This window comes from Abyssibacter profundi (genome assembly GCF_003151135.1).
Taxonomy (GTDB): Bacteria; Pseudomonadota; Gammaproteobacteria; order Nevskiales; family OUC007; genus Abyssibacter; species Abyssibacter profundi.
In genome coordinates this window covers 127,593-146,866 of record NZ_QEQK01000003.1, presented here as the reverse complement: position 1 = coordinate 146,866, position 19,274 = coordinate 127,593, and the positions used below count along the sequence as shown (strand labels likewise).

14 protein-coding genes are annotated in these 19,274 nt (G+C 63.1%); 3 read left to right on the top strand and 11 right to left on the bottom strand.

The features are described 5' to 3' along the window. Window positions 1-7 precede the first annotated feature (7 nt). Window positions 8-937 carry a site-specific tyrosine recombinase XerD gene (gene xerD, locus DEH80_RS03865; RefSeq protein ID WP_109719159.1) on the bottom strand — a complete coding sequence of 310 codons (930 nt, stop codon included), beginning with the start codon at window positions 935-937 and terminating at the stop codon, window positions 8-10. Between the two features lie 61 nt (window positions 938-998). Here xerD and DEH80_RS03860 point away from each other — a divergent pair, with 61 nt between their 5' ends. Then, window positions 999-1,721, top strand: a complete 723-nt coding sequence (locus DEH80_RS03860; RefSeq protein WP_165831278.1) for a lysophospholipid acyltransferase family protein — start codon at window positions 999-1,001, stop codon at window positions 1,719-1,721. Then, entirely contained in the window at window positions 1,718-2,818 is a 1,101-nt protein-coding gene (gene zapE, locus DEH80_RS03855; protein WP_109719158.1) for a cell division protein ZapE, read from the top strand. Before DEH80_RS03860 ends, zapE begins: the two co-directional genes overlap by 4 nt. Before the next feature lie 27 nt (window positions 2,819-2,845). On the opposite strand, the gene DEH80_RS03850 is transcribed toward zapE, so the two are convergent. Continuing rightward, window positions 2,846-7,618 (bottom strand): NAD-glutamate dehydrogenase, encoded by a 4,773-nt coding sequence (locus DEH80_RS03850; RefSeq protein WP_109719157.1) that lies wholly within the window; start codon window positions 7,616-7,618, stop codon window positions 2,846-2,848. 144 nt (window positions 7,619-7,762) lie between these two features. On the opposite strand from DEH80_RS03850, the gene DEH80_RS03845 reads away from it, so the two are divergent. Further along, window positions 7,763-8,266 (top strand): hypothetical protein, encoded by a 504-nt coding sequence (locus DEH80_RS03845; protein ID WP_109719156.1) that lies wholly within the window; start codon window positions 7,763-7,765, stop codon window positions 8,264-8,266. Window positions 8,267-8,278: 12 nt separating this feature from the next. On the opposite strand, the gene maiA is transcribed toward DEH80_RS03845, so the two are convergent. The 9 genes from maiA to DEH80_RS03800 form a co-directional block, all read right to left on the bottom strand. Further along, complete coding sequence (gene maiA, locus DEH80_RS03840; protein ID WP_109719155.1) at window positions 8,279-8,926, bottom strand: maleylacetoacetate isomerase; 648 nt, start codon at window positions 8,924-8,926, stop codon at window positions 8,279-8,281. 8 nt (window positions 8,927-8,934) lie between these two features. Further along, window positions 8,935-9,828 (bottom strand): ROK family protein, encoded by an 894-nt coding sequence (locus DEH80_RS03835; RefSeq protein WP_279323112.1) that lies wholly within the window; start codon window positions 9,826-9,828, stop codon window positions 8,935-8,937. 196 nt (window positions 9,829-10,024) lie between these two features. Continuing rightward, complete coding sequence (locus tag DEH80_RS03830; RefSeq protein ID WP_165831277.1) at window positions 10,025-10,432, bottom strand: type IV pilin protein; 408 nt, start codon at window positions 10,430-10,432, stop codon at window positions 10,025-10,027. Continuing rightward, on the bottom strand, window positions 10,429-14,934 hold the full coding sequence (locus DEH80_RS03825; RefSeq protein WP_109719153.1) for a pilus assembly protein: 4,506 nt from the start codon (window positions 14,932-14,934) through the stop codon (window positions 10,429-10,431). Before DEH80_RS03825 ends, DEH80_RS03830 begins: the two co-directional genes overlap by 4 nt. Continuing rightward, the gene (locus DEH80_RS17290) at window positions 14,934-15,521 is read right to left on the bottom strand and encodes a pilus assembly PilX family protein (RefSeq protein ID WP_165831276.1); all 588 of its coding nucleotides are present in this window, start codon (window positions 15,519-15,521) and stop codon (window positions 14,934-14,936) included. The genes DEH80_RS03825 and DEH80_RS17290 overlap by 1 nt, the downstream gene beginning before the upstream one ends. After that, window positions 15,518-16,372, bottom strand: a complete 855-nt coding sequence (locus tag DEH80_RS03815) for a PilW family protein (protein ID WP_109719299.1) — start codon at window positions 16,370-16,372, stop codon at window positions 15,518-15,520. Before DEH80_RS03815 ends, DEH80_RS17290 begins: the two co-directional genes overlap by 4 nt. After that, window positions 16,369-16,899: a type IV pilus modification protein PilV gene (gene pilV, locus DEH80_RS03810; RefSeq protein ID WP_109719152.1), complete on the bottom strand. Its 531-nt coding sequence runs from the start codon at window positions 16,897-16,899 to the stop codon at window positions 16,369-16,371. Before pilV ends, DEH80_RS03815 begins: the two co-directional genes overlap by 4 nt. Beyond that, window positions 16,896-17,537 carry a GspH/FimT family pseudopilin gene (locus DEH80_RS03805; protein WP_165831275.1) on the bottom strand — a complete coding sequence of 214 codons (642 nt, stop codon included), beginning with the start codon at window positions 17,535-17,537 and terminating at the stop codon, window positions 16,896-16,898. The genes pilV and DEH80_RS03805 overlap by 4 nt, the downstream gene beginning before the upstream one ends. Before the next feature lie 168 nt (window positions 17,538-17,705). Then, complete coding sequence (locus DEH80_RS03800) at window positions 17,706-19,064, bottom strand: DUF1329 domain-containing protein (protein WP_165831274.1); 1,359 nt, start codon at window positions 19,062-19,064, stop codon at window positions 17,706-17,708. Window positions 19,065-19,274 lie beyond the last annotated feature (210 nt).

Below are 19,274 nucleotides of genomic sequence, written 5' to 3'. Positions count from 1 at the left end.
CACGCGGTTATCCGCGCGGATGATGGCGCGCATGTAATTCGGCGAGCCGTGCTTTGGCCACATGAGTATAAATCTGCGTGGTCGACAAGTCTGCGTGACCGAGCAACATCTGGACCGCACGCAGGTCGGCCCCATGATTCAACAAGTGGGTCGCGAAGGCGTGCCGCAGCGTATGCGGCGAAAGCGGGCTGCTGACGCCGGCACGGACCGCCGTTTGTTTGATGATGCGCCAGAAATTCTGGCGGGTCATGGCCTGGCCGCGCTGGGTGACAAACAAATCATCGCTGCGGCGCATTTCCACCAAGGCCGGCCGGGCCTCTCGCAGGTAGCGGTCGACCCATTGGGCGGCGGTCTCTCCCAGCGGCACCAGACGCTCACGCCCGCCCTTGCCTGTCACACGCAGCACGCCATGGCGCAGGTTGACTTCGTGGACCTGCAGCCCCACCAGCTCGGACACACGCAGCCCACTGGCATAAAGCGTTTCGAGCATTGCGCGATCACGCAGGCCCAGCGGGGTGCGGGTATCCGGCGCGTTGAGCAGGCGTTCCACGTCCTGCTCGGTCAAGGTCTTCGGCAAGGGGCGCCCCAAGCGGGGCGACTGGATCAGCGCCGTCGGGTCGGCCTCGATGATGGCCTCGCGCACCAGGTAGCGATAAAACCTGCGCAGGCTGGATAACAGCCGAGCCACCGTGCGCGGTTTGTGTCCGCGTTGCAGTCGCGCCCCCAGGCAGGCCTGAACGGCAGCCGCATCTGCTGACAGCAGGTCCGCAATGCCCTGCTGATAGAGCTGACGCGCAAACCCTTCCAGATCGCTGCGATAGGCCGTGAGCGTCAGATCAGACAGCCCGCGTTCCATCCACAGCATGTCGACAAACCGGTCGATCAGACGGGCATCGACATCGGGCAACGGCGTGGAGGCGGCAGGCATGCCCGCCATGATAGGCCGCGCGGATGCCTGCTGGCAGCCAGCCCGGTTCAGAGTTCTTATAATCCCCGTCATGGCTCCCCTGCTCCGCGCCCTTTACGGTGGCTACGCCCTCACCACGTTCCTGCTGGCCGCTGTGATCGCCACAGCGCTGCTGGCCGTCGTGCCTGGGCAGATGCGCCGCCGCCGGCTGGGTCGTCACATCATGCGGCTGACCCTGCTGCTCATCGGCGTGCCCGTCCGCGTCCAGGGTGGTTTGCGCCTGCCCGAAACGCCGGCGGTTTGCGTGAGTAACCATGCCAGCCAGCTGGATGGACTGGTGTTGTTCGCAACGCTACCGGCGCGCTACACGTTCGTGGTCCGTGCCGAGTCCCGACGGACACTGCTGTTCGGTTTCATGCTCGAACGGGTCGGCGTGATCTGGATGGATCGCGCCGATGCACGATCGGGTTCACGGGCGATCCGGGTGCTAATCCGACAGCTGCGCGCCGGCCGATCCGTGGCGATGTTCCCCGAGGGCACCATCCGGCCCGAGCCCGGCCTCCAACCCTTTAAGATCGGCGCGTTCCTGCTGGCGGCCAAGGCAGCGGTCCCGCTGGTGCCCGTCTGGATACGGGGCACGCGCGTGCTCTTTCCGGACCAGGCGCGCCTGCCAGCCCGCACCGCCCTCGATTTGCATGTGCTAGAACCCATCATGCCGTCAGGCCCCAGCCGCGAGGATGCCCGCGCGTTGCTGGCGCAGGCACGCGTGAATTTACTGGCGCTGGGCCATGAACAGGATCGCGCCGCGGCATGAACGCGCCAAGCAACCCACGGGGCCCGCGAAACCGGTATCAGGCCGCGCTGAGCACCGGCGAGTTCGTGCCGGATGCCGCCCAGGCATCGGCGGTGGACACGCTGGAACGCGTGTATCAGGAACTTATCGCCTACCCGCCCAAATCGGGCCTGGCGCTGCGCTGGCTGCCCGGTCGCATGACCCGCTGGCCACCGGTGCGCGGCGCCTACCTCTGGGGCGGCGTGGGTCGGGGCAAGACCTGGCTGATGGACGCCTTTTTCGGTGACCTGCCCTTTAGTCGCAAGCGGCGCACCCATTTTCATCGCTTCATGCGCGATGTTCACCAGCGCCGACGCCAGTACGCCGACCGCAGCGACCCGCTCGACCCCATTGCCGAAGACCTGGCGCGTGAAGCCCGCGTGCTGTGCTTCGACGAGTTCTATGTGTCCGACATCGCCGATGCCATGATTCTGGGACGGCTAACCGAAGCCTTGTTCGAGCGCGGCGTCACGCTGGTGGCCACCTCCAACTGCGCGCCGGATCAGCTCTACCAGGGCGGTTTGCAGCGTGCGCGATTCCTGCCGGCCATCGAACGGATCGGTCGGCACTGCGATGTCCTGGCGGTAGATGGGGGCACCGACTACAGGCTGCGCGACCTCGAGCAGCTGGCGCTTTATGTCACCGGCCCGGACCTGAGCCCGGTGCTGACACTGTTCCGGCGGGTTGCTCCCCAGGCACAGGCGAACATCGACCTGGAGATCAACGACCGGGTGCTACCGACCGAGCAAGCCGGCGATAGCGCGGCCTGGTTCACGTTCGAAACCCTATGTACCGGCCCCCGCGGCGCCGACGACTACATCGAACTGGCCCACCTGTATCAGTGGATCGTGGTCAGTGACGTCCCTCAGCTGGGCGGCGAACTGGAAAACGAAGCCCGACGCTTCATTAATTTGGTCGACGAATGCTACGACCGGCGCGTGAACCTGGTGATCCAGGCCGAGGTCGGTGTGGACGCGCTTTACTGCGGTCAGCGGCTACGGTTCGAGTTTGAGCGCACCTATAGCCGGCTGACCGAAATGCAGACGCGCGCCTATCTGGACGAGCCGCACCGCGCCTAGGGAATCAATCAGTGTTTGCTTAGTTTCCTAGCCGCCGCCGTCGTCCATTAGGCGCAGCTTGCGCAGCTCGCGGACGGCCACCGATAGCCCCAGAAAATCTGCAGCATCCGAACTGTCCTGAATCTCGCCGATCCGGCGGCGGGCAAAGGCCACGGGTTCTTCGTAGCGCTGTGCCCAGGCTTCGAACAAGTCCTCAGGTGCCTCACCGGATTCACGCAAGACTTGCTCGGTGATGAGTCCGTGCAGCCGATGCGCATCGTCACGCAGGGTGGCGCGCGCCAAGGCAGGCCAGCGACCCGACACTTCCAGCGAGTTGATGGCGCGATGCATCCAGAGCATTGAGAAGGCCTCACCGACATGGAAGAACGTCCGTGCGACCAATTCCAGCGGCCGCCCACTGGACTGACGCAGCGCCGAAATCTCCAATGCGGGGCCCAGCACTCGGGTACTGGCGATGCGCAGCGCCAAGGCTTCCGGAACCGACTGGTCCTGCCAATGCTCGGCGGCGGAGGTCCAGTCCGAGCGATAGTCAGTCGGCAGCAGCTGCGGCAACCCGGTTTCGATAGCCTCCAGGTCCTGGTGGTAACCGCTGACCTGCTCTTCGATGGACAAGGCCCGGTCCGGGTGCAGCAGGAACACCGTGCAGGCGTGCTTGATGAGACCGGCAACGCGAGACATCAACTGGTACTGCACCTTGGCATGCAGTTCGCCGTCCAGTGCCTGGATGTCCTCATAGTAGCTCTGCGCCTTGAGCACGCGAGTCGCGACAACAAAGGCACGTGCCACAGCTGGCAGCCCCACACCCTGCTCGGCGGCAATGCGATGCGGAAAGGCCATCCCCATGGTATCCACCAGATGGTTGGTCACCTGGGTCGCGATGAGCTCACGCCGCAGGCGGTGCTCGGCAAATGCGTCCGGCCGCTGACCGCGCAATGACTCGGGGAAGTAAGCTGTCAGCAGGGGCTCAAGGCCGGGATCATCAGGCAGCTCGCTGTCGAGCAGCGTCTGGAACAGCGCGATCTTGCTGTAAGCCAGCAGGACGGCCAGCTCGGGGCGGGTGAGCCCGATGCGGCGGTTACGCCGTTCCGCCAACTCATCCTCGTTGGGCAGGAATTCGATGGCCCGATCCAGCAAGCCCTTGCGCTCCAGCATGCGCATCAGGTTCGCGTGCTCGTCGAGCCGCACGGCTGCCGTGGTCTGCATCATCGAAATGACACGACCCTGCTCGTAGGCATCACTCAAGACGAACCGCGCCACATCCTCCGTCGCCTCGGCGAGCCAGTCGTTACGCGTTGTCTCGTCCAGATCGCCCGCCCGAATCGCCTCATTCAGCGGGATCTTGATATTGACCTCACGATCCGACGAGGCGACGCCCCCGACATTGTCGATGGCATCGGTGTTGATACGGCCGCCCTGCAGCGCGAATTCGATCCGCCCGCGCTGGGTCAAGCCCAGATTTCCGCCCTCACCGATCACCTTGCAGCGCAGCGACCGCGCGGTCACACGCAGCACATCGTTGCTGCGATCACCGACGTCGGCATTCGCTTCGTCCGAGGCGCGGACATAGGTGCCGATCCCGCCGTTCCACAACAAATCAACCGGCGCGGTCAGCATCGCCTGGATGAGCTCATTCGGCCGCAGGCTTTCGGCATCAGTGCACAGCACGCGGCGCATGGCGTCGTTGAGCTCGATGCGCTTGGCGCTGCGTTCGAAGATGCCGCCGCCGTCCGAGAGCTTGCTCTGGTCGTAATCCGTCCAGCTTGAGCGCCCCATTTCGAATAGACGCTTGCGCTCGGCGAAACTTGAAGCCGGGTCGGGATCGGGGTCGATGAAGATATGCAGATGATTGAAGGCGCCGACCAGGCGAATCTGCTCGGATAACAACATGCCATTGCCAAAGACGTCACCCGACATATCGCCGATGCCGACCACGGTGAAGGGCTCGCTCTGGGTATCCCGACCCATTTCGCGGAAGTGTCGCTTAACCGATTCCCAGGCCGAGCGAGCGGTGATGCCCATCTTCTTGTGGTCGTAGCCTGCTTTGCCACCCGAGGCAAAGGCGTCGCCCAACCAGAAGCCGTAGTCCTCGGAAATGCCATTGGCGATGTCCGAGAACGAGGCCGTCCCCTTGTCGGCAGCCACGACCAGATAGGGGTCATCGTCGTCATAGCAGACCACATGCTCCGGCTTGACGATGTCATTGCCCACCCGGTTGTCGGTGATATCCAACAACCCGCGGATAAAGGTCTTGTACGCGGCGATACCGGCCTGTTGGTACGCATCGCGATCATGGGGCGCAACGCGCTTCTTGACCACGAACCCGCCCTTGGCGCCCACCGGCACGATCACAGCATTCTTGACCATCTGGGCCTTCATCAAGCCCAGCACCTCCGTGCGGAAGTCCTCGCGTCGATCTGACCATCGCAGCCCGCCTCGCGCCACCATCCCACCGCGCAGATGCACGCCTTCGACGTCTGGTGCGTAGACAAAGGTTTCGATCTTGGGCAGCGGCTTGGGCAGTTCCGCGATGCGGGATGGATCCAGCTTGAACACGATCCAAGGCTTGGGCTGCCCGTCTTCCCCACATTGGTAGTAATTGGTCCGCAAGCAGGCCCGGACAACATCCAGGCAGGCGCGCAGCAGCCGATCGGCATCCAGGCTGTCGACAGCATCCAGGGCCGACAGCACGGCCTGCTCGTCGGCGTCGTTCTGTTCAGGTGCTGCGGACTGAGGATCGAAGCGGCGTTCGAATAGCGCCACGATCTTGGCCATCAACTCGCCATGCGACGACATGATTTCGGCCATGTACGACGGTGAGTACGGCATCCCCGTCTGCACGAGATAGCGCAGCCAGGCTCGAACAAGGCCGATACGGCGCCAATTCAGACCCGCCGAGAACACCAGCGAGTTGAGGTGATCGTTCTCATGGAGACCGCTGCGGACAACCTCCATGACAGCCTCAAATCGCCTGGCCGCCTGCTCGTCGGAATCGTCGGGCACGCCGCGGCACTCGAACTCCTGAATCCACAAATGCCGAGCATCACCTGCCAAGCGATACGGCCGCTGCGTGGCGACGGACAAACCGAAGTGCTCCAATGTGGGCAGCACGTTCGACAAGGCATCCGGCTCGCCGGAGATATACAGCTTGACCCGGGCCGGGTCACCGAGCAGCAGCCGAGGCCGCCATGGGGTGTCGTCGTCCAGAGATTCGAGGACGGCGATGTCGTCAGCCGCGTCCGCCGCGGACACGGTGCTGATGTATCCGGCCTGAAACGCGTCGCCGTACCGGGACATGAGCCGCGCGGCCTCCTGCGGCGTCGCCCGCTGGGTGAGTTCTTCGCGCAGGGCATCCTGCCAGGTGCGTGTGGCCTCCAGCAGGCGCGACTCGATCTCGGCCGCGCTTTGTTCGATCTGCGTCCCGGTCCGGGTCCGGACCAGGAAATGAATCCGCGCGAAGCCATCGCGCATGAACTGGACCTGGCGCTCAATACCGGTGGCATCGAAGACCTGCTGCAAGATCTCCTCCATGCGGCCGCGCACCTGCCAGCCGTAGCGGTCACGCGGCATGTAGATCAAACAGGAGTAAAACCGGCCGTAGCGATCGCGACGCATCAGGAACTTCAGTTGCTGGCGGTCGCGCAAGGCCCGGATCGCCAGGGCCATTTCATAGAGTTCGCCTTCGCCGCCCTGAAACAATTCATCTCGCGGCAGTGACTCGATGACATCCCGCAGACTCTTGGCCGCGTGACTGTCGCTGGGCAACCGCGTTTTGGCCACCACGTAGTCGAGCTTGCGGCGCACGATCGGAATGCTGTTGGTCGGGCTGACGTAGACGTTGCTCGCGAACAGGCCCAGAAAGCGATACGTGCCAACCACCTCGCCCCGCTCGTCGTAATGCTTGAGCGAGATTGAATCCATGTAGTCGGGGTGGTGGATATGCGAGCGTGCGGCGGACTTGGTGATGACGACCAACCGTGAGGAGTTCGCATATTTCTGCAATTCCTGCGGGGGCGCGACATAGGGTGCGTCCAGGTCGCGCGTCCGCTCGTCGCGCAGCAGACCGAGGCCGCTGTCTGGCACGAACTGCAGCTCGCGCTGCTCACCATCACCGATGAGCTGGGTTTGCCGGAAGCCCAAAAAGGTGAAGTGATCCTCATCCAGCCATTCCAGAAACGCCTGCGCTTCGGCGAACTGTTGTTCGTCGCAGCCCGGTGCCGGATATTTGAGTTCCGCGATGATGCTTTGCACCCGACGACGCATGGGCACGTAGTCTTCGACCACGGCCTGCAGGTCCGCCATGACCCGGTGTACGCGTTGCTCCAGCTGCTGATAGGCGTCGTCATCGGCCAGCGGATCGAAGATGAGCCGGATATAGGACTCCTCCTGTCCGCCATCCGCGTCCCGAGGCACAACCCGCTGCCGACGCCCCTGATCATCGCGCTCGACGCGAATCACCGGATGAATCAGCCAGTCGATGGATGAACCGGTGTCACGAACCGCCATGGACAGGGAATCGACAAGGAATGGCCGGTCGATACAGGCGGTGGACAAATGCGCCATCGGCGATTCGTCATCCGGCCGCCGAATCGACACCAGCACACCATCCAGTGTGGCGGTCTCGTCGTATAACGAACGGGCCAGCGCCACCAGGGCTTGGGGTTTCGACCCCTCCAGCGTTTCCAGCGGCGCAAGGTCCACGCACTGGCGGAGGAATTCCCGAAAATCGTCAGAGGCATCGCTGACGTCGTCTAGCAGCGAGTCGATCAGCTCTCGCTGTCGCTCAAATCGATTGCTTGCCAAGGCTCGTCTCCCGCATTGGCGCGTGTGGTTCAGGTCTATGCCTGATGGCCACCGAGTATACGCCCGCGCCCGGCCGCGTCACGAGCAGGACGGGCTGCGTATACTCAGCGCCTTCCCCGTTTCAGCTGCTGCCGAGAGACGCCCATGAATCTCAGGACAATCCTGATCACCGCTGCCCTGCTCATCTGGGCGCTTTGCGCCTGGTTCATCGGAGATCGGATCGCCAACACCATTGAGTTCCGCGTCAACAATTTCGCGATCTACCCGGGCGCGGGAACCATCCAGCGCAATGCCGAGGGCTACTTCTATCACGTGCTGCCCAACAACACGGCGCGGCAGATTTACCCGACGCTGGCGCCGCCCACGTACTTTGAGCAATGTGCGGAATGCCGCCTGGTCCGGGAAGACCAGCTATCGGCCACGAATGACTTCTGCGCCACCGCCGCGCGCACCACCTTGCCGGATATTTCCTTTGAGGTGCCCTGCGCGACCGGCATCACGCTCAACGACGGGCCGCTGGTGATCGCCAGTCTCGTGTTCGGTCTGCCGATTCTGCTGGTGCTCATCATCATCGGTGCCCGCCGCGGCGTGTTCAAACCACGCGAAATCAGGCGGGATGTGGGGCGTAGCCGCTATGACGTGCGTTAGCGCGGTGGGTCGTCAGGATTTGAGCGTGTCGGACTGGGTTTCAGGCGCCGCCGCCTGAAAGGCCGACAACGACAGGCAGCTTCGGTACACGCGCCGCAGGTTGGTGTAGTCAGACAGGTCCAGCCCCGTGGCCAATCCGTTGTGCACCTGCGGCACCAGGCAGACATCGGCCAGGGTCGGCGACATGCCGAAGGCGAAGTCCTGCTCCGGCTCCTGCGCGAGCATCCATTCCATGGCCGCGAATCCTTTGTGCGCCCAATGCTCAAACCACTTGCGGCGGGCGTCGAACGGCACCTGCATCTGGTCTCGCATGTAACGGAACACCCGGACGATGTTCAGCGGGTTCATGTCGGCGACCGCAACCTGGGCAAATGAGCGGATTTTTGCGCGTTGCCTCACATCTTCGGGCAGCAGTGGCCGCTCGGGGTAGCGCTCATCCAGGTACTCCAGAATCGCGAACGATTGCGTGATGATCAGGTTCTGATCCACGACCAGCGCCGGCACCAGTCCCTGAGGGTTAAGCCACAGGTACTCCATCTTCAGATGCTCGCCAGCATCGGAATCAACATAAACCGGCTCGTAGGGCACACCCTTGTGGTTCAGGGCAATACGCACCCGATGCGTCGAGACGCTGCGATAGTTGGTATAGAGCTTTAGCATGCGATGTCTTAAGTACTTGGCCACAACCAGGCGGCGCCACGCACGCCTGAGGAATCCCCGTGGCGGGCGCGCAGCAAACGTGTGTGGATCACGTCGCTGAATACCCACTGTTGCCACAGTTCCGGCACGCGAGCATACAGCCAATCCACATTCGACAGCCCGCCCCCCAGCACAATGGCATCGGGATCAAGCAGGTTGATGATGGAGGCCAAGCCGCGGGCCAACCGATGGGCATAGCGCTCGCGCACCGCCAGGGCGTGAGCCTCGCCCGCCTCGGCCCGCTCGATCACCTGCTGCCCCGTTATCTCGCTCCCGCCACTGCGTTGGTACTCCAGGGCCAGCCCGGTGCCGGACAGATACGTCTCCATGCAACCCCGACGTCCACACCAGCAGACATGGCCCGGTGATTCCTGTGCATCAGCGGGATCCGGCCACGGCAGCGGATTGTGTCCCCATTCGCCGCCCACACCATTGGCCCCGGCCCGCAGCCGGCCATCGACGACCACGCCGCCACCACAACCGGTGCCGAGAATGACACCAAACACGACACCGCATCCGGCCGCCGCGCCATCCGAAGCCTCGGACAGGGTCAGGCAGTTGGCATCGTTGGCAATCCGCACTTCCCGGTCGAGCCGAGACTGGATGTCCGCAACAAAGGGTTGGCCATTCATCACCACCGTATTGGAGTTACGCAGGCGTCCGGTCGCCGGCGACAGGCTGCCCGGCGTCCCGATACCCACCGGCAGTGGGCCAGCGGTCACATCGGCTTCAACTGCCCCGACCAGCTCGGCAATGGTGTCGAGGATGCGCGTGTAGTCGTCACGAGGCGTGGGGCGGCGTTGTCGGGCCACGATTTGCGACGCGTGGTCCATGACCACGGCTTCGATCTTGGTGCCACCCAGATCAACACCGACACGCAGACCTGATTGCTCGGAAGTGATAAGCCATCCCTGTGCTTGGATATTCAGGGACTAGTGTTCACAGCCCGGCGGCGCACGGCAAGCGAAACCCACCACGGCGGCTGCACGGGCCCGTTAGGGGGCCGCGGTCTGCGGCCTGCGCTCAGGCTGGACCCACCCGACGAGGCCATCGGTCAGCCTAGTTCCAACAGGCTGCAGGGGTCTGATTGCCGATGGCGGTCAGGGTGAGCGTGGCACAGGACTGGCCGTCTGCAGAATCGCTGGTCTGGGGCCCGGTGGCCGTCGCCGTGATGCTGTAGTCGGTGTTACGCCCATTGGTCTGGGTGAATGCAATGGCGACGTTATATCGATCGGTTCCGGCCGCGCTGACCTGGGCGGCGCTCTGCGCCGCGGTCGGATATTGGTTGTTCTTGCTGTACTGACGCTCCAGCCATTGCGCCATCTCACTCATGTTGGCGATCACCTCGGACCGATGGGTGCGCTGCACATACTTCTCATAAGAGGGAAAGGCGATCGCAGCAAGAATGCCGATAATAGCCACGGTGATGATCAGCTCGATGAGCGTGACGCCCTGATTCTGGTTCATCGCAGTTCCCGCCATGTTGCACGCTGACGCTCGAAGCCCCCCGGCTCGGTGAGCACGGCATTGATCTCACCGCCTTCGTCGCGGGCCAGGTTGACCTCCTGCCCCGTTGGCGTCAGCAAAACCTGCGGCAGCTCGGAAATCGCATCGTTCTGAATGGCTGACGGCGGTAGATCATCAATGTAGTTGTTATAGGGCGCGATCAGCGTGCGACCGCCCGAACCAGCGTCCAGTCTGAAGAACCAGGACTTGCCCTCGAACAGGCACTGCGATTCACCCGGTATAACCGTGGCAAAACTGATCTGCCCGTTGCGCAGCCGCGGGTCACCGAGAATGCGCTCCCCCTGGTTGTCCGTCTCGCCGTCCACCAGCATGTCCAGCTTCCAGCCCAGGTGGGTATCCGCCCCGGTATTCGTACCGGTGCGCCAGCTGGGCACATTGTTGCTGGTCACTCGGAAGCGAGTGGGCTCGGTCACGCCATCACCGTCCACATCCGCTTCGATGGTCGACTCGTCATCAATGGTCTGTTCCAGCAGATCCGCGTCATCGATGTCCGGTGCGGTGCTCCCGCCGGCGTACTGATCCCAGATGCCGTAGAAGCTCTGCGTATCCAGGCCGGTGGCAGACAAATCTTCAACTTCATGGAATTTGCCGGTCCCGAACAACACCATGTAACCCGGCAGTGTGGGGTGGAACGTGACCTCCGGCCGCGTGGTAATCGGCTGTAATCGTGAGGAGGCCACCGAGGCATCGAACAGGGGCTCGGGGGTGCTCCCATCGGCAAAGGCGAAGCGCCAGTTGTCAGGGTCTGCGTCATCCACATCGATCCGCCACAGGGCACCGCGCTCGTCCCCGGCATAGAGCCGGTCGATAATGCCGTCACCATCGAGATCCACCGGGGCGACATCGGCCATGCCATTGGGTCGCGCCGCCGGTACACCCAGCTCGCTAAGCGCGCTCACATCCTCAAGCAACGGCACGCTGGCGCTGACCGGCGTGTCACCGGGGTTCGTCAACTCGCTTGGAGAGATCCACGATCCCGAGCCGGTATCGAACTGGCCACCCTGATCATCGGGGTCGAACAGCCCGGTGGCCAGGTCCACGACGAAGACCACCGCGTTGCCCGTGGCGCTAAAGCCCAGATTCGCCAGCGCGGGGCTGCTTTGATCACTCACGCGCAGATCGATGTCGGTGCTGTGGTAACCGTTACCGGTCACCATGGCCCAGCGCCCATCGGCCAGACGAACGATATTCGGCTGGGCGAAGGTGTAGCCCAGTTCCGGCGAACCCGGATATTCGTCCATGCCCAGCAAGACCTCCAGTAAGTCATCGACCAGATCCGTGACGGTGGGCAGCAATGGCAGATCTGTGACCACCGCCGACAGGCCTAGCAGGTCGGACAGCAGCGCCAAGACCGGGCTGGCAATGGTGATGAGCAGGTCCGACAGATCAGAGACCAGGCTACAGGTCACGCTCAACGGCCCCAGAATCGCCTCGCAGGCCGGCTCCACCGTGCTCTCGATGACGCTCTCGACAAACGCCGGATCGAGTACCTCGCCCAGCACGTCATAAAGCCCGTCGGTCAAAATGCCCTGGAGCAGGAACTTGGCTCCTGACACCACACCCAGCAAACCGGCCCCGGGAGAGTCTGTGAACTCCCACAACACGATGGATTCGGCCAACGCCTGCTGCTCGCTGGGCGTATCCGCCGCGATGAAGGCTTCCGGATCGGTGATATCCAGCGCGTAGATGCCCTGGCCACCACCCCGCAGACTGCCCACCAGAATCGTGCGCCAGCACTCCGCGCCATTGCCACCGCAGGCAGGAAAGGCGTCATAGGCGTCCACCACGCTCATGCGGCCATCGACGAAGGTGCCCGCCTCATAGTCCGGCTCGGTCAGCTCGGAGACCTTGCCTAGCAAGCGGCCGGGCACATAGGCGAATAACTCCTCTCCGGTGGTGGCGTCGAAGCCATGCAGCATGCCGTCATTGGCCCCGACGTACACCATGCTGCGCCGATCGGCATAGGCCGCGCGGAACGTGCTGTAGCGATCCTCCACCGGCGTGACATCGCCGAACAGGTCATCCAGGAACTGATCGGAGTAATCCGTATCAGGCGGCCCGACGACCACGGGACGCGAATGATAAATTGGCCCCATCCGGGTGGTTCGATCACGGAACCCGCCGCCATTCTGCTCTTCCAGCGACTGATCGCCCCGCAGGTAATCCACCCGCCCTTCGCTAAGCTGACGCGACAGGCCGAGCAGGCTATACACGTCGATTTCGTTCAGATAAAGCGGTGAGACTGCCGTATCGACCAACTCGGACACGCCCAGACCATTGAGCGCGGTCTGTTCCAGGATCGGGTCCAGCAACTGTTGCTGCACCGGCTCGACAACCGACTCCAGAATGGTGCCCTCAGCTGCCAGCACCACATCGAGAATCGGGTTCGCCAGGTCGACCAGAGCCTCCAGCGTGAGTAACAGCTCCGGCGGCAGTTGCAGCGACTGCACGGTCTCCAGCCGATAGGCCGGATCGCTGAACTGCCCCCAGGTAAATGGAATGCCCCGGCGCAAGGTCGGATCGTAGGTCAACACCAGCCGCTCGTCCGCCCCCTGCGAGTCCAGCTTGTCGTCGAGTTCCTGCGCAGCGCTCCAGACCGGATCGCCCAGCGTGCCATCGAGATTCAGGTCATAGGCCAGCAAATCGCCGGTGAGGGATTCGGCATCGTAGGTGGCCAGGAACACACGCTGATCCGACAGGATCGACCCGGATGACAGGCCGACCGAGGTCGTACCCTGGGCCTCGCCCACGCGCACACGCAGCGCCTCGGCAAACTTCTCGGCCAGAGCCGGGTCGTCCACGCCACATTGCTGGCCTCGACCGTTGTAGGCCGCATGTAACAAATCGTCGAAGCGATTGGCGGGCACGAAGCTGGCATCGCCCGGATCGGGATTCCCCCAGGCCACCAGCTCAGAGGTACTGGTCGGCCGTGACAAGCTCCCGGACAGCCCCAGGTCCAGCACGTAGGTCTCGACGAACTGGCGGCTGTCCAGGGCGGCGTCCAGATCACGCTCGTAAAAGTGCATCGCGACATCGGCCAGCGTATCGCTGAAGCTGTCGCCGTAGGCGCCTCCATCGAACTCCGAGGAATCATCCCCGTCAGCATTTGTGGCCACACCCCCGAACGGGGCATTGCCGACGCTGTGAGCCGAACCCGCCGAACCATGGCTGCCGGGTGTCCCGGTGCTGGTCACGGCGGCACCATCAGAGCTGGCGTAGCCGTCAGTGATCAGCATGATGGCGCCTTGCTGGCACTGGCCATCGTCCTCTTCGGCCAGGCGCGGACAATTGGTGTTGCCAAACAAGTTCGTGCCGCCGGTGCACTCGAGATACTCGCCGACGTCGTACAGCGCCGACTGCAGCGGCGTGCCGGCCGCGTTGCCACGCGCACTGAAGATGGCATTCATCACCTGGCGGCGATTCCCGATGCTGGGGTCTTCGTTCAGTGCCAGGACTTCGGTGCGCGCGGTGCTGTTGTTATTCACCGTGGCCACGCCCATGTAGGCCTCGCCCACCCCGGCCATGAACTCGGACAGCCGTCCTTTGAAGCGAAGCTCACGCGACCGGTGATACTGGAACCAATTGGCGAAGTTCTGTAACTCGGCCGCATCGGTGATGTTGACCCGGGTATGGGCATCATCCGCATCTACCACGCCATCGCCGTCGGTATCGGTCCAGGTGTAGTAGTGCGCGGTCGTCTCACGCAAATCGACGTAATTCGCCGGATTCAAACAGCCCAGGCCGGATGTGGTGCAGCGAATCTCGTGTGTGGCCGACACGATGTCGCCGTCTTCGGTAACCACCGAGGTCGTGAATGTCTGTGCCGCGCGCAGATCCAGTGTCTGGCTGGGGTTATAGGGATCGAGCCGCGCGGCACTGGCCGAGGCATCGGCAAAGGGAGCACCGGCGGCATCGACGCCGTAGGGCCAAGGCTCGTAGGTCTCAGCCGGATCGTAGTAGAGACTGTTGTATTGAGCATTCCGTGCGCGCCAGACACCGGCGTATTCCGGCCCCAGCATGGCTTCGGAGCCGCGCAGAAAATCGTTGTCTTCGTCGTTCCAGGCGTTGACAAATGCTTCGGTCGGCACCGCCAACCGGTGCAGATAGGCGTTGCTGTAGGCGCTGTTACTGCTCGGTGCATCCACCGGCAGGGGGTAGATCCAGCGATAGGTCAGGGCCTGGACCCCGAACTCGCGCTGGGCGTCCTCGTCATCCACCAGAAAATTCGATGACATCGACAGAGAGTCATCGATAAGCAGCATGACCACCGGCGGCGGCGACACACCCAGCTCGATCGGGCCATCCGGAATCTGGGAGCCACCACCGGACAGCGTATCCAGCGGCAATTCCACGGCCAGCGCCGTTCCCGCCGACAGGCACAGCGCTGCCGTGGCAGCCAGTGCCCGGGATCCCCACAGCCGATTACCAAACCTGGTCATCATCAGAACCGCCGGATGAAGGTGGATTGCAGCACGCGTTGGCTGTCGGGTTCGGCGCCGACGCCAATGGCGGTGACCTCGTAGAGGTGGCGCTGGGTTTCATCCCCACGCCCCAATGTCAGGCTGTCGCGAATGATTCTCGCCTCCCGGATCAAAAATCGCGGCTGCTCGGCGACCCCCTGAACCGGGTTGGTCGAGTAAATGGGGTTTTGCAGCGGTTCGGCCTCGACTACCCAATCATCCAGGGTCATCGCCAGCAGGTCGCTCACCGAGTCGAAGCGGGGTTCGACGGCCGAGATCATGAACACGCCGGAGAAATCCGCCCCGCGGCAGGGGGAATCGCTGATACAGGTCAGCTCATGGGGTAGCTCGGCCTGTTGGTTAATCCAACGCTCGCCGTCCCGCAGCCCGATTTCGGCAGCCTGGAACGCGATCTGGCTGTCACGGTCGTTGGCGGACATGCGCTCCTGGCTCACCGTGGTACGCAGCGTGGTAATGCCGATCACGGTCAGAACCAGCAACATGACCAGGCTGATCAGCAACACGCTGCCCTGCTGACGCGCAAGACTCGATGGGGCCGGAGCAATCATGACAACAAATTCCTCAAGCTGATGGTGCGCACGAACTGACGTCGCAACTCGCGCTCAACCACGGTGTCCGCATCGGCATCCAACCGATCCAGCAGCGACAGCGGCCGTGCGCCATACATGGTGATGGTCATACGCACGCTCACCACGTCTTCCATGTTGAGTCCGGCTGTCGACGGCGAAACGAAGCGATCGGCCGCGCCATCCCCGTCACTGTCGTCGCCCAGTTCGATCTGCAGATTCATCACATCGTTGGCGATGGCCAGCGTCGTGGGGGCCGCCGCAACCCCCGACGCATCGATGAGGGTGGCCGAGCAGTACAGCGCGAGCCGCGAGGCCCGTGCCTGTGCGGCCTCGGTGCTGGTCGCCGCCACCGTGGCGCCCTCGGCCACAAAGAACGTATCCACACTCACGGTTTCGGCTGCAACCGTCTGCCCCAGACAGTTGAGAACGCTATCGTCATCCAGCCCCTGGTACTGCACGGTGATGGTATCGGCGTTGGCCTTGACCGCATCCAGCGTGGTGTCTGCGCCGCCCATGGTCACCTCGACGCTGCGCGGTGATGCCGTGTCGAGCGCCTCGTCATCGCCGTCGCTGGCGGTGACGGCCGGGTTTGTGGCGCCGAAGATCAGGGACGGCAGATCTTCCGGCGTACTGCGATGCCCGGTCATCCGCAGCGTCGTCGCGACCGTATCCACCGCAAATCGCGAGTTCTCGGTCAGTCGGGCCTCACCCATGATGATGTCGTTGGACGCTTGGCTGCCAGCAAAGATCTGGATCACGCCCAGCGCCAGTATCGAGCCCAGCGCCAAGCTCACCATGATTTCGATAATGGAGATGCCCTGCTGCTTCATGGCGCGAACTCCAGGACAAGCGTCGGGTCGGCCTCGATCGCAGGATCGGATTCTGTCGCTGCGACATCCGCCGCATCGATTTGTCCATTGCGATTCTCGTCCCAGGCCAGGGAGATGGTGTATGGATTTCCGCTACCGCAGCCGCCGGTGCACACGACGGTCGCGGTTGCGCCGGGCAAACCGGAGTTGGCATCGCCCAGCATCTGGTACCAGGCATATAGGTCCGCCTGGGCCAGTTCTGCCGGGGTGCAGGTCGTCCCGTCCGGGAAACTGGTCCGACAATCGAAGCCAGGGTCATCCGGCGGCTCGCTGGCGGCATAGCTGCCCGCGCGGGCCTCTTGGAGGTTGGCGCGCATCCGGTCGGTGAGATCAGCTGCGATGCCGGTCGCCTGGGAGCGGTAGTACGCGTTGTGATTGCTGCGCAGGCCGCCTAATTGCAACGAGGCCATTCCCAACATGCCGATGGCGATGACCACCAGCGTGATCAACACCTCGAGCAGCGTAATGCCCTGCATGCGACGCATCATGACGGCGTGTGATAGCAGGCGTCGGCCGCCGAACCCGGGTTTTCCACCGAGCGGCTGACAACGGCGCGCCCCGTCAGCGCCACATCGACAAAACGGGCGCGGGCCAATACGTCTTCATCATCGTCCGTCCCGGCCCGGTCGTTAATGCACAGCGCAAACCGCGCCGTGGTCCCGCCCAGTGCGCCCCGGCTGTTGAAGGCCACCAGATGGTCGCCGTCGGCCTCCCTGAACGTAATGGGTTCAGGCAGCGCCGGATGCACGCCGACCAGCGTGTCGATGGATGCCGCACTCAAGGCATTGTCCCCGTCAAAGTCCACGAACATGATCCAGCCATTCTCCCAGCGCGCCTCCTCATCGCAGGCGCAGGCAGCGGAGTCCTGAGTCGTGGTGTCGCAAAGCTCGGCCGTGCCGCCGCGCGCACACATGACGACGGTGCGTCGCTGCCGGGTCGCCTCACCGCGAGCCACATTCAGATCCACCAGAAAGTCATTGATACCACTGGCCGCGCGCTTGCGCATGACAAAGTCGGTATAGGCGGGCACGGCCAGACTCGCGACGATCGCGAACAGGGCGATCGCCACCATCATCTCGACCAGCGTGAAGCCGACCATGGTGATGCGAACTGATTGGCGAGGCATGACATCCATGCTGGGCAGCCTACGCGGCCACGTAAAGAAGCTGTGAGCAAAGGTGACGATACGTGAGTCGGGTCCGACGAGCGGCGAACAAAAAAAAGGGCCTGCGATCGCAGGCCCTTTTTGTGCCGATGAGCGGTTACGAACCCCGCGAAACGGCGACTCGTCGAATTACTTACGAGCGAGCTTCTTGACGTTACCCGGGGCAAAGTAGCCCTCGTCAAAGTCCTCGGCGATGTGCTCGTCTTCCTCGTTATTCATTTCCTGCACGAGGTAGCGGTTTGCCAGCAGGTCGTAGACGGTACCGGCGATCTGCGCGGTGGCCGGATAGCGATAGAAGTTCATCGCGTGAGCTTCCTGCACACGCCACAACTGACCACGCTTGTCATAGATGTCCACCAGGGCAATCTGCCAGGTGTCTTCATCCACGTAGAAGGTCCGGCGGTCGTAGATATGGCTGGTGCCATCCTTGACCGTCGCATCGACCACCCAGACGCGATGCAACTCGTAGCGCGTCAGATCCTGGTCGATATGACCGGGCTTGATGATGTCGTCGTACTCGTTGTCGTCGCTGTGCAGCTCGTAGGCGTTGTACGGGATGTACATTTCCTTCTTGCCAACCAGCTTCCAGGTGTAACGATCGGTGGCGCCGTTGAAGGTGTCGAGCTGATCGTTGGTACGCAGACCGTCAGAGCCGGTGCCCGGGTTGTCGTAGGCCACGTTCGGCGCGCGACGCAGGCGACGCTGGCCGGGGTTGTAAAGCCATGCACGACGCGGCTCCTTCACCTGGTCGGCCGTTTCATGAACCAACAGGATCTGACCCGCCTGGCGCGGCGGCTCTTCAATGCTCTGCAGGAAGTACAGCAGCACGTTGTTCAGGCCGTCCGGGGTCATGCCCTTTTCGGTGTAGTTGAAGCGGACATCTTCCTTCAGCTTGAACAGCGAGAACGCACCACTGGTCTGCACCGCCGCCTGGACGTTGTAGCGAACCAGCGACGGACCACGGTAACGCGTCCGGTGGTTCCAGATGATCTCCTTGCCGGATTTCGGAATCGGGAACGGCGCACCGATGGCCGCGTTCACCAGGGTTTCGCCATCGTTAGTCAGCTCGGCGCGGGTGGCGTTTTCCTTGGTTGCATCGTAGATGTACTGCGGATTGGCCGCAGAACGACGCGTCTCGTAAACCGGGATCTTGTACGTGTCGTACTTCTCGAGTATGGCCTTCTGGCCTTCGCTCAGATTGGCCGCGTACTGGCTCATGTTCGATTTGGTGATCTCGAACTTCGGCTTGTCGTCCGGCCACGGATTCTCGAATCGCTTGCCTTCCGGCCAGTCAGGATTGTGGTAGCCACCATCCCATGCAGGGATGGTCCCTGCGGAGTTGCCGGCCTGTTCGGCACCCAGCGGGGTCAGTTCACTCCCCAGCTTAGCCGCCTCTTCCGCCGATACCTTTGCGTGTGCATTCAATGACACCACGGCGGTCGCAGCCGCCAAGCTCATGCCGGTGAGGCGAGCAATCGATCGGGACATAGTCTCCTCCGATGTGAGTACATAAGACGTTTTGGACTTCGCATGCCGCCTCTGCCAAGCGAGGCGACGGTGTTGGAACAATCCCTGTCCCGGATCAAAACACCGCCTAGCCATTCAGGCGATGCCGCTGTCGGGCAAGGCGTGAAAACGCGCCTAAGTCCGAATGGGCGGCAGATGATAGCGGGACATCCGTTGCCGGTGTACCGACGC

Excerpts from the sequence above, each read along its gene's own strand:
- xerD (WP_109719159.1), bottom strand. The coding sequence starts at position 937 with ATGGCGGGCATGCCTGCCGCCTCCACGCCGTTGCCCGATGTCGATGCC.
- DEH80_RS03860 (WP_165831278.1), top strand. The coding sequence starts at position 999 with ATGGCTCCCCTGCTCCGCGCCCTTTACGGTGGCTACGCCCTCACCACG.
- zapE (WP_109719158.1), top strand. The coding sequence starts at position 1,718 with ATGAACGCGCCAAGCAACCCACGGGGCCCGCGAAACCGGTATCAGGCC.
- DEH80_RS03845 (WP_109719156.1), top strand. The coding sequence starts at position 7,763 with ATGAATCTCAGGACAATCCTGATCACCGCTGCCCTGCTCATCTGGGCG.
- maiA (WP_109719155.1), bottom strand. The coding sequence starts at position 8,926 with ATGCTAAAGCTCTATACCAACTATCGCAGCGTCTCGACGCATCGGGTG.
- DEH80_RS03830 (WP_165831277.1), bottom strand. The coding sequence starts at position 10,432 with ATGAACCAGAATCAGGGCGTCACGCTCATCGAGCTGATCATCACCGTG.
- DEH80_RS03825 (WP_109719153.1), bottom strand. The coding sequence starts at position 14,934 with ATGATGACCAGGTTTGGTAATCGGCTGTGGGGATCCCGGGCACTGGCT.
- DEH80_RS17290 (WP_165831276.1), bottom strand. The coding sequence starts at position 15,521 with ATGATTGCTCCGGCCCCATCGAGTCTTGCGCGTCAGCAGGGCAGCGTG.
- DEH80_RS03815 (WP_109719299.1), bottom strand. The coding sequence starts at position 16,372 with ATGAAGCAGCAGGGCATCTCCATTATCGAAATCATGGTGAGCTTGGCG.
- pilV (WP_109719152.1), bottom strand. The coding sequence starts at position 16,899 with ATGATGCGTCGCATGCAGGGCATTACGCTGCTCGAGGTGTTGATCACG.
- DEH80_RS03805 (WP_165831275.1), bottom strand. The coding sequence starts at position 17,537 with ATGCCTCGCCAATCAGTTCGCATCACCATGGTCGGCTTCACGCTGGTC.
- DEH80_RS03800 (WP_165831274.1), bottom strand. The coding sequence starts at position 19,064 with ATGTCCCGATCGATTGCTCGCCTCACCGGCATGAGCTTGGCGGCTGCG.